This window comes from Pseudomonas sp. NPDC088890, assembly GCF_044900155.1.
GTDB lineage: Bacteria > Pseudomonadota > Gammaproteobacteria > Pseudomonadales > Pseudomonadaceae > Aquipseudomonas > Aquipseudomonas urmiensis.
In genome coordinates, this window is record NZ_JBJDNG010000007.1 from 188,635 (window position 1) to 201,228 (window position 12,594).

Genomic DNA, 12,594 nt, shown 5'->3' on the forward strand with positions numbered 1-12,594 from the left:
CGCTGTGCGGCCCGAATGGCGAGTGATCCTGTGAGCTCAGCAACTGCAACCTCGATCAGCTACCTTCAACCACCTTGTTCAACGCCGCGCCATCGATACTCAACGTCGCGCTGTCGAACATGCCCTCGACATAGGCCTTGGCCAACTGCTCCTGACGCTGGGCACGCAACACCTCGCGCAAACGCGGGGCAACTTCTTCCAACGTTGCCGTGCGCGCCGGCTCCTGGCTGACCAGCTTGATGATGTGATAGCCCGCAGCACTTTGCACCGGCTCGCTGACACTACCCTGCTTGAGTTTGGGCACCACCCCGCGCACCTCCGGTAACAACCCCGCTAAAGGCTGCAACCCGGTATCGCCGCCTTGCGCCGCGGTGCCTTCATCCTGCGAGTGCTCACGCGCCAGTGCGGCAAAGTCAGCGTCGCTGGCTTGCGCCTGCTTGGCCAGTGCCTGGGCCTGCTTGCGTACTGCCTCGTCATCCTTGGGGTTCTCCACCCGCAGGAAGATCTGGCTCAGGCGATAACGCACAGGTAATTGCAAGCCCGCCTTGCCATTGTCGTAGGCCTGCTGCAACTGCGCGTCACTGGGGTAATCGTCGGGCACCTTGCTGACCGAGCTCAGGTAGTCGCGCAAGACGATTTGCTCGGTCGCCGCGCGGGTCTGTGTCAAGATCTCAGGCCGTTGCGGCCAGCCCTGGGTTTGTGCCTGCTGGAACAGCGCCTTCTCCGCCAGGCGTGCACGAATCCAGGCTTCCAATGCTGGCCGATCGTTGCGCAACTGGTTGCGCGCATCCTCAGGCAACAGTGCCAGCAGTGCCTTGAGTTCATCACTGCCCACGTGTTGATCGCCCAGCCGCGCCAAGGTCGGCCCGCTGTCGGCAGCCGGCGCAGTACGCGCCGCTGCCACTGGCTCATCCCCCGGGCGTAGCGCCAAGGTCACTGCCACAGCGATCACGGCCAGCGCCCCGGCGCCGGCCCACAGGGTACGCGCGCTCAAGAGGCGCGCGCCGTTGCAGTGGCTGCCTCGCTTGGCGCCTGGTCGGCCAGGTTGCGGCTGTAATCACGCAGGTAGACGATGAACTCTTGCAGCAGGCGATCCCACAGCAGCAGGCTGCCCAGCAGGTGTTTCTCGCTGACCCCGTCGGCGACCACCACATCCATCTCCATCACCAGGAACTCGCCCTGCACCGACAACCGGGCAAACCGGCGGCTGGCGTTCCAGCGCTCGGCCAGGCCCGCGGGCAGCTCACCCTGGATACGCAAGGCGCAGCTGAAGGTGAAATCGAGGAACTCGCCCTCCTTGTTCGGCGCACGATTACCAAACCGCACGGCATAGCCCACGCCCTGGCTGGCACTGAGCAACTGCACCACCGCGTTCTGCTCGCTGCGGTTGACCCGGCAACCGGCATCTTGCAGCAACTGGGTGAGGGAGTCGGCGCTAACGGTTTCGATCAGGGTGACTTCGGTCATGTGTCGTCTTCCTTGTGATGAGGCAATGCACAGCTCAGAAATTGCCCGCTACCTGGGCAATGCGCTCTAGCGTAGCTGTTGCACCCAGCACCGGCCTTACTACCTTGGGAATAATCCCTTGCTGATCGACAACGGTTTCTCTATCGACCAGGCCGGCCTCATCGCGGGGCAAAGCCGAACACCGACTGGCGTGGGAGCGGGCTTGCCCCGCGATGAGGCCAGCCCGCTTGGAGTAAAGGCTTTGCGTCGCAGCGCCTGGCATCCGCGTGCAATATTCTTCAATACGCCCAAGCGATGGCGCTTGAGACTAGGGCTTTCGCCACCGGAGCCACCCTAGTCCATGGAGCAATTTCTGATTGTCGCCGCCGCCCACTTTCTCGCCCTGCTCTCACCCGGCCCGGACTTCTTCCTGGTAGCACGTACCTCAGCCAGCGCTGGCTGGCGGGTGGCCAGCGGTGCTTGCCTGGGCATCGCGCTGGCCAATGGCGTGTTCATCGGCGCCGCCTTCGCTGGGGTAGCGATACTGCGCGAAGGCAGTGCGCTGTTCATGGCCCTGCAGTTGGCTGGCTGCGCCTATCTGTTGTACATCGGCAGATTGTTCCTGCGCCATGCCGGGCAGAACGCCCTGGATAACCTTCAAGCCAGCGCAGCGCGGGCGACCCAGGGCTGGTTGGCAAGCCTGGCAATGGGCTTTGCCTCGGGCATTCTCAACCCGAAGAACGCGCTGTTCTACGCAAGCCTGGCGAGCATGCTGGCCAGCAGCAGCGCAGGCTGGAGAATCGCCTACGCCTGCTGGATGTTCGCCATTGTCTTGCTGTGGGACCTGCTGGTAGCAGTGAGCATCGGCAATCGCCGGGTACTGCGCCGCTTCAGTCGCGCCCTGCCCTGGCTCGAGCGCGCCTCGGGGATCATGCTGATCCTGCTGGCCAGCGCCGTACTCATTCACCTGGCGCTGGGCTGAGCAACACCAGCCGGTGCATGTCCAGCAGGCTGAAGTGGCCGCTGCTCCAGCCCCCGGTGTCCAGATGCCAGACATTGCCCAACTGTTTGACCTGCAGCACCGGGGTGTGGCCGACCAGCAGCGCTGCCAGGCCTTGCACGCGCTGCGTGTCGCCCTCCTTGAGCCGACGTCGCGACCATTGGCAGACTTCGCGCACCTGCGGGTCATCCTCGGCCTGAAGCCGCCTACGCAGGGTCGGCCAGTCGGCGAACGGGCTGTCGGCATGCAGCAGGCCGATCAAGCCCGCCTCGGTCGGTACCTCCAGGGCCAGCGGCAGATTGGCGAACACCTCGACAAAGCGCAGCTGCTCGCTGCTGGGCAGATCGAGAAACCAGCCACCGCCGGCAGCGCGGTACATGTCCAGATCCAAGCGCCCACCGCGCAGATAGGTAACGGCCAAGGCTTCGTGGTTGCCCTGCACCGGATGAAACCAGGGCTGGGCTAACCAGTGCAGCGCCTGTTCACTGTGCGGCCCGCGATCGACCAGGTCGCCGACACTGAACAGGCGGTCGACTAGCGGGTCGAAACCGACCGCATCCAGGCATCGCTGCAAGCGCGCGAAGTGCCCGTGGATATCCCCCACGGCCAGGTCGCGCCCTTTGCGATTGGCTGCTAGCCGGCGAAAAAGCATCATGGCATGGTTCCTCTGCTACTGCGCCAACGCCAGGCGTAGAATGAAAGTACACCCAGTCAGCAAAACCGGAGGTGCATCATGCGTTCTGTACTCGCCTGTGCCGTACTGATGGTGCTGGCATTCGACAGCATGGCACAAGGCACCCCGACCGCGCAGGTCGAGGTGCGTTTCGATCACCCGGAAAAATTCCGCGATGCCAGCCTCAACAGCCAAGGCTACGAGCGTGGCGCCGATGAGCAGGTGATGAAGGCGCTCAGCGCTCATCTGCAACAACTCGGTCAACGCTACCTGCAACCCGGTCAGCAGCTGCGCATCGACATCCGCGACATCGACCTGGCGGGTCGCTACGAGCCATGGAACAGCTACGCCTACGATGTGCGCTTCATGCGCGAGATCACTTGGCCGACCATCGAGCTGAACTACACCTTGAGCCAACCGGGAAAACCCGATCAACAGGCCCAAGAGCGAGTCAGCGACAAGATGTACTTGAGTCGTCCGGGCCGCCAGGTCAGCAGCAGCGACCGCTTGTTTGCTGAAAAAGCCATGCTCGATGACTGGTTCCGCCAGCGCTTTGCGCCCAAGCCGACCTCTTGAGTGACTAGCAATTGGCTCATGTTGATCTTCTATGCGTGGAATTGACCTGCTTGCACTGGTGTGTAGGCTGTGGGCGATAGTATCCTCGGCGCTCAGCCGTCGCCAGGATGGATCCAAAATGAAGCTGTGCGCTGTCCAACTTGCCTCTGATAAGGGCGACCTGCAAGCTAATCTCCTACGCCATGTCCATTGCGTCGAGCAGGCCGTGCGCCATGGCGGGCAGGTGGTGGTGTTTCCTGAACTGTCCCTGAGCGGCTATGAGCCGAGCCTGGCCCGCGAGCTGGCCCAGCCGCTGGACACGACGCTAGTCGACCCCTTGCAGGTGGTGAGCGACCGCCACGGGGTGGTCATCGCGTTCGGGCTACCGCTGGCGACAGCGGCGGGCGTGCAAATCGCTATGGCTGTACTGCGCCCTGGTCAACCTCGCCTGGGGTATGCCAAGCAACGCTTGCATGCCGATGAGCTGCCGTTCTTCGTCGCAGGCGATCAACCACTGCTGATTGCTGTTGACGACCTTCGGCTGGCGCCGGCGATCTGTTATGAATCGATGTTCTTCGAGCACGCACAGCAGGTGTGTCAACTTGGCGCCGAGCTTTACCTGGTCAGCGTGGCCAAGACTGCCAAAGGCATAAAGGAAGGCTACCAACACTACCCCGAAGTCGCCCGGCGTTTCGCCATGCCGGTAGTGCTGGCCAACTGCATAGGCCCTGCCGATACCTTTGTCGGCGCGGGCGGATCGGCTGCCTGGGATGCACAAGGCAACCTGCTGGCCACCCTGGATGACGTGTCGCCAGGACTGATCGTGCTCGACACCCTCACGGGCAAGGCCCAGGCCGTGCCATTGGCCGAGTTGGGGGCATGAGATACCTGTTGCTGATCCTGGCCAGCTACACCTGCAGCTACTGGCTGGTGGGCCTGCTGATTCGCGGCCAACTTGCCGATATTGCCCAAGGGCTGCGCCATCGGCCGGATGCGCCAACGCCTGGCCAATACTTGCGCGAAGTCGAGCAGCATGCCCGGCGCGCCCATCGCCAATACAGCCTGATGGCTGGTAGCGCCCTGGCACTGGTGATTTGCCTGTTGGCCTATTGGCTTAGTTGAGGGCTTGGCCGTGCCCCGCGCTGGCGGATCAGAAATCCAGCGCCAGGCTTTGCCGCCCCTCCAGGGCCAGCAGCAGTTGCTTGGCCGGCAGGCCACCGGCAAAGCCAGTCAGGCTGCCTGAGGCGCCGATCACCCGATGGCAAGGGGCGATGATCGAAATAGGGTTACGGCCATTGGCCGCGCCGACCGCACGGACAGCACTGGGGTTGCCGATCTGTCGGGCGATCTCGCTGTAGCTGCGGGTTTCGCCGAACGGAATGGTCAGCAGCGCCGCCCACACCTGGCGCTGGAATTCGGTGCCGACAAAGTCCAAATCCAGCTCGAAGCGCTGCCGCTGCCCGGCAAAATACTCACCCAGCTGACATGCAGTCTCTCGCAACAGCGGATGCTCGTCATCGCGCTGCAGCTCGCCCAGACGCACGCGATTCTCCCGCTCCTCCTGCCATAACACCGCAGCCAGCCGATTACCCCGCGCAACCAGGGTCAAGGTGCCCACCGGCGATTGCATGAGGGTGAATGCGCAAGACATAGCCAATACCTGGGTAACAAGGTGTTCAGCGAACTTTACCCGCAAATGCCTGCAACGGCACCTGGGCAGCTGAGCAGCGCTCAGGTTTCAGCACCCGAATCTCGCTTGCGCCGCTCAAGCCACAACGCGATACCCACCAGCGCGATCGCCAGGGTGTAGGCAAAAAGCCCCAGGTTAACCCCCAGGATCATCTTCTCTGAGCCATCCGAGAGCACCATCGAGCCGCCATAGCCATCGCGCAACCAGTACGCCATCAAGAAGCCGCCGGTGACGAAAGCGGTCAGCAGGCTGGCCAAGCGCAGATTGTCCTTGACCCAGACCAGCCAGACGCTGAACACCCCAAGCGCGGTATTGGTGAACAATTGCCAGGTCTCGTGCAGGCGTGCATGCGGCGCCCACGCCTGATTGAAGACATGGCTGTCATTGACCTCGAGAATCGGCACGATGACGGCGTAGAAGACTATGCCAACGGTCACCAAGAGCTTCGCAACCACCCCACCACCTCCATGTTCGTGACTTGGGCGTTTCCTGCCCTGGCCTGCACTGTAGCTGCTAGCTGCCAGCACAGCCACCTGGGGAGGTGGCTAGGCGTATGCGCGATCAATCCTCTTCAGTCAACTCACACACACCGTTGGCGCCACCTTTACCGGTGTAGGAGACGCTCGGCGAGCCATCGGGGCTGACGGTCAGGGAAATAGTCACACCACTGCCCTTGGCCTCGAAATAGTTGTCGTTGAACTTCTTCAGCTTGGCCTCCTTACCATTGATGTAGATCGGCCCGCCTTCATCGGCGTGCACTTCGATGTCGCCAGGGCATGTGGCGTTGACCAGTGGAATCTGCGCCTGGGCCAGCCCGGCTAGGCAAGCCAGCAGTGCCCCCAACAGAACCTGCCTCATACAACCTCCTGATTCGCTCCAGTGCCGACGTTTCAGCAATAGCCCACCTAAGGACAACGCGCCAATCCCAGCCACTGATAGCAACCAAGCCGATCAGCGCGATGACGCTGCGACTGAGCTCGGCCCTAGGCACTGTTGCATAAAAAAGCCCCGGCACTTGCCAGGGCTGAAAAACGAGCAGGCCCGACTCGATAGCCGGGCTGCGAAGATTTAGTTGGACGGCTGGCGACTGTGGTGCCAATAGAGGTACAGCAGTCCAAGCGGGGCGATAAAGATCGCCAGGAACCAGCATACGAACATCGTGAAGAACTTGACAGCCAGCATGAACAACGCGTTCACGAAGAATACGTTGCGCCCCATGATGAAACCCACCGCGCTCTCGTACACGAACCTTGAGTAGGGATAGAGCAATGTGCTCACCACGGAAATGGCAACGGTGGCGAAGTCAAGCCCGAGGGGAGCACGTGACTTCATGTAAATGAAAAAGGCCGCGAAGAGTGCGCCGAAAAACAATTGACGAGCGTAATAGCTTGGCGTCAGACCGCCAAAGGACATAGCAAGAACGTTGCGCATAAGATCCGTCTCAAGGTTTCAAAGGGCCGGTATTTTAGCAGCCTGGCCGTCTCAGTAAAGTCTTGATACAGACAGGCTGGGTAGACGAAGGAGAGCGACAAAGAGATAAGTGGAGAACGGCTGCTGACCGCCGTTCACCAAGACCGAGCAGGTGCGTACGTGTGGCAACAGCGTTAGCCCGCCGCCGATGGCAGCACTGGCGCGAGCCAATGATCCATGGCGGCGGACGGTATCGGAACTCGCGAGTGTTGCCTAGGAATCTCGGCGCTTGCCAACGACTACCGCGCCGCGGGTGATCGAGAATCCGACATCCCCTACGTAATTGCCGGTCGTTTGTGTGCATGACTCGGACTGCCCCATCGCAATCGGTACCACGTTGATAACGTCGTAGCCGGCGTGATCGAAGTCTTCGTACATTTTTTGTAAGTGCGCCGCGTACTCATCAAAATCCACGACCTTCTGATTGTGAACAACTTCGACCTTGTTCCCGAAGAGCCCGGCAGGCTTGGTTCCTGATTCCAGTGATGCGTAGAACCAGCGCGTGACAAACTTTCCTGACATAGAACCTCCTGTAAGCGGAACCCAACGATATCAAATGAGTGGCGCCAATCAATCGCCACGATTCGATAGGCTACCCTTCGTCGCATGGCGTCCAAGTCGGCCCACCCGACTAGTCGCTTCGTGTTCCAACCTGGCAAAGGTGGGCTGTGGATCAACGAGCCAAGTGTTACAATCCGCCACTTCAAATCGGCGCTGAAGGCGCTGAACATCCGTGAACGCCGTCAGTACGACACCCGCCACACCTACGCAACCATGTGCCTGATGCCTGGGATGAACCCCGCGTTCATCGCGAGCCAGCTTGGCCACAGCGTCGAGATGTTGCTCTCTACCTACGCGAAATGGATCAGCTCCTCCTCGGACTGGAGGGAGCTGGAGAAGCTGCCGCCCCGCGTCGAATTGGCCCAAAATTGGCCCAAGACTGACGACAGGGCCTAAATACACCTCTGGAATCCCCGCAGGACAAGCACTTGATTTCTACCGCTAACATCACCATGCAATTCGGCGCCAAGCCGCTGTTCGAGAACGTCTCGGTCAAATTCAACAACGGCAACCGCTACGGCCTGATCGGCGCCAACGGTTGCGGCAAGTCGACCTTCATGAAGATCCTCGGCGGCGATCTGGAGCCGTCTGGCGGCCAGGTGATGCTTGAGCCGAACACCCGCCTGGGTAAGCTGCGCCAGGACCAGTTCGCCTACGAAGACTTCACTGTGATCGACACCGTGATCATGGGCCATGAGCAGCTGTTCAAGGTCAAGGCCGAGCGTGATCGTATCTACTCGCTGCCTGAGATGAGCGAAGAAGACGGCATGGCCGTCGCTGAACTGGAAACCGAGTTCGCCGAAATGGACGGCTACACCGCCGACTCGCGCGCCGGCGAACTGCTGCTGGGCCTGGGTATTCCCCTGGAACAGCACTACGGCCCGATGAGCGAAGTCGCGCCGGGCTGGAAACTGCGCGTGCTGCTGGCCCAGGCGTTGTTCTCGGATCCGGACGTGCTGCTGCTCGACGAGCCGACCAACCACCTGGACATCAACACCATCCGCTGGCTGGAAACCATTCTCACGGCGCGTAACAGCACCATGATCATCATTTCCCACGACCGGCACTTCCTCAACAGCGTGTGCACCCACATGGCTGACCTGGACTACGGCGAGCTGCGCCTGTTCCCGGGCAACTATGACGAGTACATGACTGCTGCAACCCAGTCGCGCGAGCAACTTTTGGCCGACAACGCCAAGAAAAAGGCGCAAATCGCCGAGCTGCAGACCTTCGTCAGCCGCTTCTCGGCCAACGCCTCCAAGGCCAAGCAGGCCACCTCGCGGGCCAAGCAGATCGACAAGATCCAGCTGGCCGAGGTCAAGCCATCGAGCCGGGTCAGCCCGTTCATCCGCTTCGAGCAGAACAAGAAGCTGCACCGTCAGGCGGTGACCATCGAGAAGATGGCCAAGGCATTCGACGACAAAGTGCTGTTCAAGGACTTCAGCTTCACCGTCGAAGCCGGTGAGCGCGTCGCCATCATCGGCCCTAACGGTATCGGCAAGACCACCCTGCTGCGCACCATGGTCGGTGAAGTGCAGCCAGACGCGGGTGCGGTCAAGTGGACCGATAGCGCCGAAGTGGGCTACTACGCCCAGGACCACGCCCACGACTTCGAAGATGACGTCAACCTGTTCGAGTGGATGGGCCAGTGGACCCAGGGCGAGCAGATGATCCGTGGCACCTTGGGCCGGATGCTGTTCTCCAACGACGAGATCCTCAAGTCGGTCAAGGTGATTTCCGGTGGTGAGCAAGGCCGGATGCTGTTCGGCAAGCTGATCCTGCAAAAGCCGAACGTACTGGTGATGGACGAACCGACCAACCACCTGGACATGGAATCGATCGAGGCGCTGAACCTGGCGCTGGAAAACTACCCAGGCACCCTGCTGTTCGTCAGCCATGACCGCGAGTTCGTGTCGTCGTTGGCTACGCGGATCATCGAGCTGACGCCTGAGGGCGTGGTCGACTTCAGCGGCACCTATGACGACTACCTGCGTAGCCAGGGCGTGGTGGTCTGAGCTGAGCGACTGACTCAGTAGCCAGCAATCGCGGGGCAAGCCGGCCCTCACGCAGTGCGTGGGGGTGGGCTTGCCCCGCGGTCGTTTCGGCCTGCGGCCAGCGCGAGCCGACGAATAATTCGTTAGCCTGCTTTCATTTATCCCAGACTACGGCGATGATGCTTGCACGCCCAACCGCCCGCCCGCGAACGAGCCCATGACCGCGCAAGAACCCGCTCCCAGTAATAGCTTTGCCATCACCCAGCAGATCCTCTCGATCGTCTTCTATACCTTCATCGCCTTCCTGTGCATCGGCCTGCCGATTGCGGTGCTGCCCAGTTATGTGCACGACCAACTGGGTTTTGGCGCGGTGATCGCTGGGGTGACCATCGGCCTGCAGTACCTGGCGACACTGCTCAGCCGGCCGTTCGCCGGGCGGGTGGCAGACAGCCTGGGTGGCAAGCGAGCCATACGCTACGGCTTGTTTGGCATCGCCGGTTGCGGGGTGCTGACCCTGGCCTCGGCCTGGACCCTGAGCCTGCCCTGGCTGAGCCTGGCGCTGCTGCTCGGTGGGCGCTTGCTGTTGGGCATCGCCCAAGGCTTGATCGGCGTTGCCACCTTGAGCTGGGGCATCAGCCAGGTGGGCGCCGAGCACACCGCACGGGTGATCTCCTGGAACGGCATCGCCTCGTATGGCGCCATCGCCATCGGCGCGCCGGTGGGCGTGCTGATGGTCGATGGCCTGGACTTCAGCGTGCTGGGGCCGGCTCTGCTGATCCTGGCGGCACTGGCGCTGCTGGCCCTGCGCAAGCGGCCTGACGTCGTGGTAGTGCGCGGCGAACGCCTGCCGTTCTGGTCGGCGTTCGCCCGAGTAGCGCCATGCGGGATGGGCCTGACCCTGGCCTCGATTGGCTATGGCACGCTGACCACCTTCGTCACCCTGTATTACCTGGAACGCGGCTGGGCTGGCGCGGCGTTGTGCCTGAGCGCGTTCGGCGTGTGCTTCATCATTTCGCGGCTGCTGTTCGTCAATGCGGTCAATCGCTTTGGCGGTTATGCGGTGGCTGTGAGCTGTATGGCGACGGAAGTGCTCGGGCTGAGCCTGCTCTGGCTTGCGCCCTCGCCTGCCTGGGCGCTGGTTGGCGCGGGCTTGACCGGATTCGGCCTGTCGCTGGTGTATCCGGCCCTGGGCGTGGAAGCGATCAAACAGGTGCCGAGCAGCAGCCGTGGCGCTGGCTTGGGGGCTTATGCGGTGTTTTTCGACCTGGCCCTGGCAATCGCCGGCCCGGTGATGGGCGCAGTGGCGGTGCACCTGGGCTATGCCTCGATCTTCGGCGTGGCCGCCCTGCTGGCGCTTTCTGGGGTGGGCCTGACCCTAGTGCTCGCTCGCCGCCGCTGAGCGCTCGCCTGGCGCTGGCTCGCCCAGGGTCTGGCTAAAGAAATCGGCGGTTTCGCGCTGTAGCGAGTGATGAATCTGCCGACGGTCGACGCCCTCGGCATCCTTGCACACTACAGGCATGCGCGCATGCTGCTCGGCATCGCAGGGCGCCATGAAAATGAAATGCCCCGCCCCTGCCAACAACCGATAGTCGGGGGTGACCGGCAGCTTGCGCGCCAGAGCCTGGGCATTGCGATCCAGCGCCAGCAACTGATCGTTGTCCCCGCTGTAGATCAGCGCGGGGACATGCACGCCGCTCAAGGCGTGCCGGCCAAACATCAAGCTCAACGGCGCCATCAGCACCAATGCGCCAACCCTGGGGTCGGCCTGGGCGGTGAGCTCGCTGCGATCAGCGATCAGCACGCCGTGGGTCTTGCAGGCATCGGCATCACCAGGGCGCTCCAGGCAGTAACGGTGCAAACGATCGAGATCGGGCTGGGCGCCAGACACGATCAAGGCCGTCTCGCCCCCTGCCGAGTAACCAATCACGCCCACCTTGCCGTCGTTCAGATAGGGGCCGAGCACGCTGTCCGCACGCGCAGCGCTGATCGCTGCGCTCACTTGCAATGGCCGGCCATAGAGATTGCTCAAGGTACCCAGGCGACTATGGTCACTGGCGTTATCGCCCGGGTGGGTCAGCGCCACCACCACGAATCCCCGACGCGCCAGCGCGCTGGCTAAATCGTGCAGAGCCAAAGGGCTGCCGGTATTGCCGTGGGACACGACCAGCAAAGGGAATTGCCCCAGCGCGACCGGAGCATCCTCGGCCACGGTGAGCGGATAGCCTTCACGGCGAATGTGATGTGCTTGCCCTGTGGAGGGATAGAACGCCAAGGCCTGCATCGGGCGGGCGTCCAGCGGGTCGACCAGTTGCAACTGATGCAACCCTGCAACCCACGGCGCCGCGTCAGCGCGGGCCAACAGGCCGGCCAACAACAGGCACGCTACCAGCACAGGGGCTCGGTTCATCGCGGGCGTCTCCCCGCCAAACGGAAGGATAGCGCCAGCATAAGCCCCGGCATCGGCCAGCAGATGAAAACTGGATGAAACAACCCAGCGCGGGGCGAGCCAGCTCCCGCTACCGCCCTCTAAAAGGAAGCGGCGTGGGAGCGGGCTTGCCCCGCGATGGCGTCAGCACATCACAGCACTCAGGCAGCGACGAACAACTCACCGGCAATCTGTGCCTGAGCGTCGTCGATCGCTTGGCTGCGGTGCTCTGGGCCATAGGCCAGGCCGTGGGCACGGACGATTTCCAGGTCGGTGATGCCGATAAAGCTGAGGAACACCTTGAGGAAGTCCTCATGGCCAGCACCGGTCGGTTGGCCAGCGTGCAGGCCGCCTGCGGTGGAAACCAGGATCACCTTTTTGTTACCGCACAGGCCTTCTGGACCGGCTTCGGTGTAGCGGAAGGTCTTGCCAGCGACAGCAATGCGGTCGATCCAGGCTTTGAGCTGGGTCGGTACAGTGAAGTTGTACATTGGCGCGCCGATCACCACGGCGTCGGCAGCGAGGAACTCATCCAGGGTTTCCTGGCTCAGCTTGGCTTCGTGCGCCTGGGCGGCATCGCGCATTTCCTCTGGGGTGCCAGCGGCAACCAGGGTGGCGGCGGAGAAGTGGCTGATGGCATCGGCGGCCAGGTCGCGGTAGACCACTTCGATGCTCGAATCAGCGGCTTTCCAGGCGTCTACCACTTCGCGGCTCAGCTGACGGGAGGCGGAATTGTCGCCCAGAATGCTCGAATCGATATGCAACAGTTTCATGGGACTC

The 12,594-nt window shown here is 62.2% G+C and carries 17 protein-coding genes; 7 read left to right on the top strand and 10 right to left on the bottom strand.

Going from position 1 to position 12,594, the window contains the following annotated elements; genetic code table 11:
• Positions 1–55: 55 nt before the first annotated feature.
• Together ACI2JX_RS16735 and ACI2JX_RS16740 are read right to left on the bottom strand one after the other, a co-directional pair.
• Complete coding sequence (locus tag ACI2JX_RS16735) at positions 56–994, bottom strand: peptidylprolyl isomerase (protein WP_264232643.1); 939 nt, start codon at positions 992–994, stop codon at positions 56–58.
• Complete coding sequence (locus ACI2JX_RS16740; RefSeq protein ID WP_264232641.1) at positions 991–1,467, bottom strand: YbjN domain-containing protein; 477 nt, start codon at positions 1,465–1,467, stop codon at positions 991–993. The genes ACI2JX_RS16735 and ACI2JX_RS16740 overlap by 4 nt, the downstream gene beginning before the upstream one ends.
• A gap of 340 nt (positions 1,468–1,807) precedes the next feature.
• On the opposite strand from ACI2JX_RS16740, the gene ACI2JX_RS16745 reads away from it, so the two are divergent.
• On the top strand, positions 1,808–2,428 hold the full coding sequence (locus tag ACI2JX_RS16745; RefSeq protein ID WP_264232639.1) for a LysE family translocator: 621 nt from the start codon (positions 1,808–1,810) through the stop codon (positions 2,426–2,428).
• Here the strand turns inward: ACI2JX_RS16745 and ACI2JX_RS16750 are convergent.
• The gene (locus tag ACI2JX_RS16750; RefSeq protein ID WP_368972351.1) at positions 2,406–3,101 is read right to left on the bottom strand and encodes a metallophosphoesterase; all 696 of its coding nucleotides are present in this window, start codon (positions 3,099–3,101) and stop codon (positions 2,406–2,408) included. The genes ACI2JX_RS16745 and ACI2JX_RS16750 overlap by 23 nt on opposite strands.
• A gap of 78 nt (positions 3,102–3,179) precedes the next feature.
• Between ACI2JX_RS16750 and ACI2JX_RS16755 the strand changes: the two genes are divergently transcribed.
• From ACI2JX_RS16755 to ACI2JX_RS16765, 3 genes are all read left to right on the top strand, one after another.
• Positions 3,180–3,695, top strand: coding sequence for a DUF3016 domain-containing protein (locus ACI2JX_RS16755; RefSeq protein WP_264232637.1), 516 nt, complete (start codon positions 3,180–3,182; stop codon positions 3,693–3,695).
• A 118-nt stretch (positions 3,696–3,813) separates the two neighbouring features.
• The gene (locus ACI2JX_RS16760; RefSeq protein ID WP_404690546.1) at positions 3,814–4,557 is read left to right on the top strand and encodes a carbon-nitrogen hydrolase family protein; all 744 of its coding nucleotides are present in this window, start codon (positions 3,814–3,816) and stop codon (positions 4,555–4,557) included.
• Entirely contained in the window at positions 4,554–4,796 is a 243-nt protein-coding gene (locus ACI2JX_RS16765) for a hypothetical protein (RefSeq protein ID WP_186554351.1), read from the top strand. Before ACI2JX_RS16760 ends, ACI2JX_RS16765 begins: the two co-directional genes overlap by 4 nt.
• Before the next feature lie 28 nt (positions 4,797–4,824).
• On the opposite strand, the gene ACI2JX_RS16770 is transcribed toward ACI2JX_RS16765, so the two are convergent.
• The 5 genes from ACI2JX_RS16770 to ACI2JX_RS16790 form a co-directional block, all read right to left on the bottom strand.
• Positions 4,825–5,325, bottom strand: coding sequence for a methylated-DNA--[protein]-cysteine S-methyltransferase (locus ACI2JX_RS16770; protein ID WP_368972354.1), 501 nt, complete (start codon positions 5,323–5,325; stop codon positions 4,825–4,827).
• Positions 5,326–5,405: 80 nt separating this feature from the next.
• Positions 5,406–5,819 carry a hypothetical protein gene (locus ACI2JX_RS16775; protein ID WP_368972355.1) on the bottom strand — a complete coding sequence of 138 codons (414 nt, stop codon included), beginning with the start codon at positions 5,817–5,819 and terminating at the stop codon, positions 5,406–5,408.
• A gap of 106 nt (positions 5,820–5,925) precedes the next feature.
• The gene (locus ACI2JX_RS16780; RefSeq protein ID WP_404690547.1) at positions 5,926–6,222 is read right to left on the bottom strand and encodes a hypothetical protein; all 297 of its coding nucleotides are present in this window, start codon (positions 6,220–6,222) and stop codon (positions 5,926–5,928) included.
• A 210-nt stretch (positions 6,223–6,432) separates the two neighbouring features.
• Entirely contained in the window at positions 6,433–6,795 is a 363-nt protein-coding gene (locus ACI2JX_RS16785) for a hypothetical protein (protein ID WP_404690548.1), read from the bottom strand.
• A 252-nt stretch (positions 6,796–7,047) separates the two neighbouring features.
• On the bottom strand, positions 7,048–7,356 hold the full coding sequence (locus ACI2JX_RS16790; protein WP_264232627.1) for a hypothetical protein: 309 nt from the start codon (positions 7,354–7,356) through the stop codon (positions 7,048–7,050).
• An 84-nt stretch (positions 7,357–7,440) separates the two neighbouring features.
• Here ACI2JX_RS16790 and ACI2JX_RS16795 point away from each other — a divergent pair, with 84 nt between their 5' ends.
• The 3 genes from ACI2JX_RS16795 to ACI2JX_RS16805 all read left to right on the top strand — a co-directional run bounded on the left by ACI2JX_RS16795 (position 7,441) and on the right by ACI2JX_RS16805 (position 10,788).
• A complete protein-coding gene (locus ACI2JX_RS16795; RefSeq protein WP_186554345.1) occupies positions 7,441–7,791 on the top strand; it encodes an integrase in 351 nt (116 codons plus the stop codon).
• Positions 7,792–7,823: 32 nt separating this feature from the next.
• Complete coding sequence (locus ACI2JX_RS16800) at positions 7,824–9,410, top strand: ABC-F family ATPase (RefSeq protein WP_186554344.1); 1,587 nt, start codon at positions 7,824–7,826, stop codon at positions 9,408–9,410.
• 196 nt (positions 9,411–9,606) lie between these two features.
• Positions 9,607–10,788, top strand: coding sequence for an MFS transporter (locus ACI2JX_RS16805; RefSeq protein WP_404690549.1), 1,182 nt, complete (start codon positions 9,607–9,609; stop codon positions 10,786–10,788).
• Here the strand turns inward: ACI2JX_RS16805 and ACI2JX_RS16810 are convergent.
• Both ACI2JX_RS16810 and ACI2JX_RS16815 read right to left on the bottom strand, forming a co-directional pair.
• Positions 10,765–11,796 carry an alpha/beta hydrolase family protein gene (locus ACI2JX_RS16810; protein WP_404690550.1) on the bottom strand — a complete coding sequence of 344 codons (1,032 nt, stop codon included), beginning with the start codon at positions 11,794–11,796 and terminating at the stop codon, positions 10,765–10,767. The two genes, ACI2JX_RS16805 and ACI2JX_RS16810, sit on opposite strands and share 24 nt — an antisense overlap.
• Positions 11,797–11,975: 179 nt before the next feature.
• On the bottom strand, positions 11,976–12,587 hold the full coding sequence (locus ACI2JX_RS16815) for an FMN-dependent NADH-azoreductase (RefSeq protein ID WP_404690551.1): 612 nt from the start codon (positions 12,585–12,587) through the stop codon (positions 11,976–11,978).
• Positions 12,588–12,594: the final 7 nt, after the last annotated feature.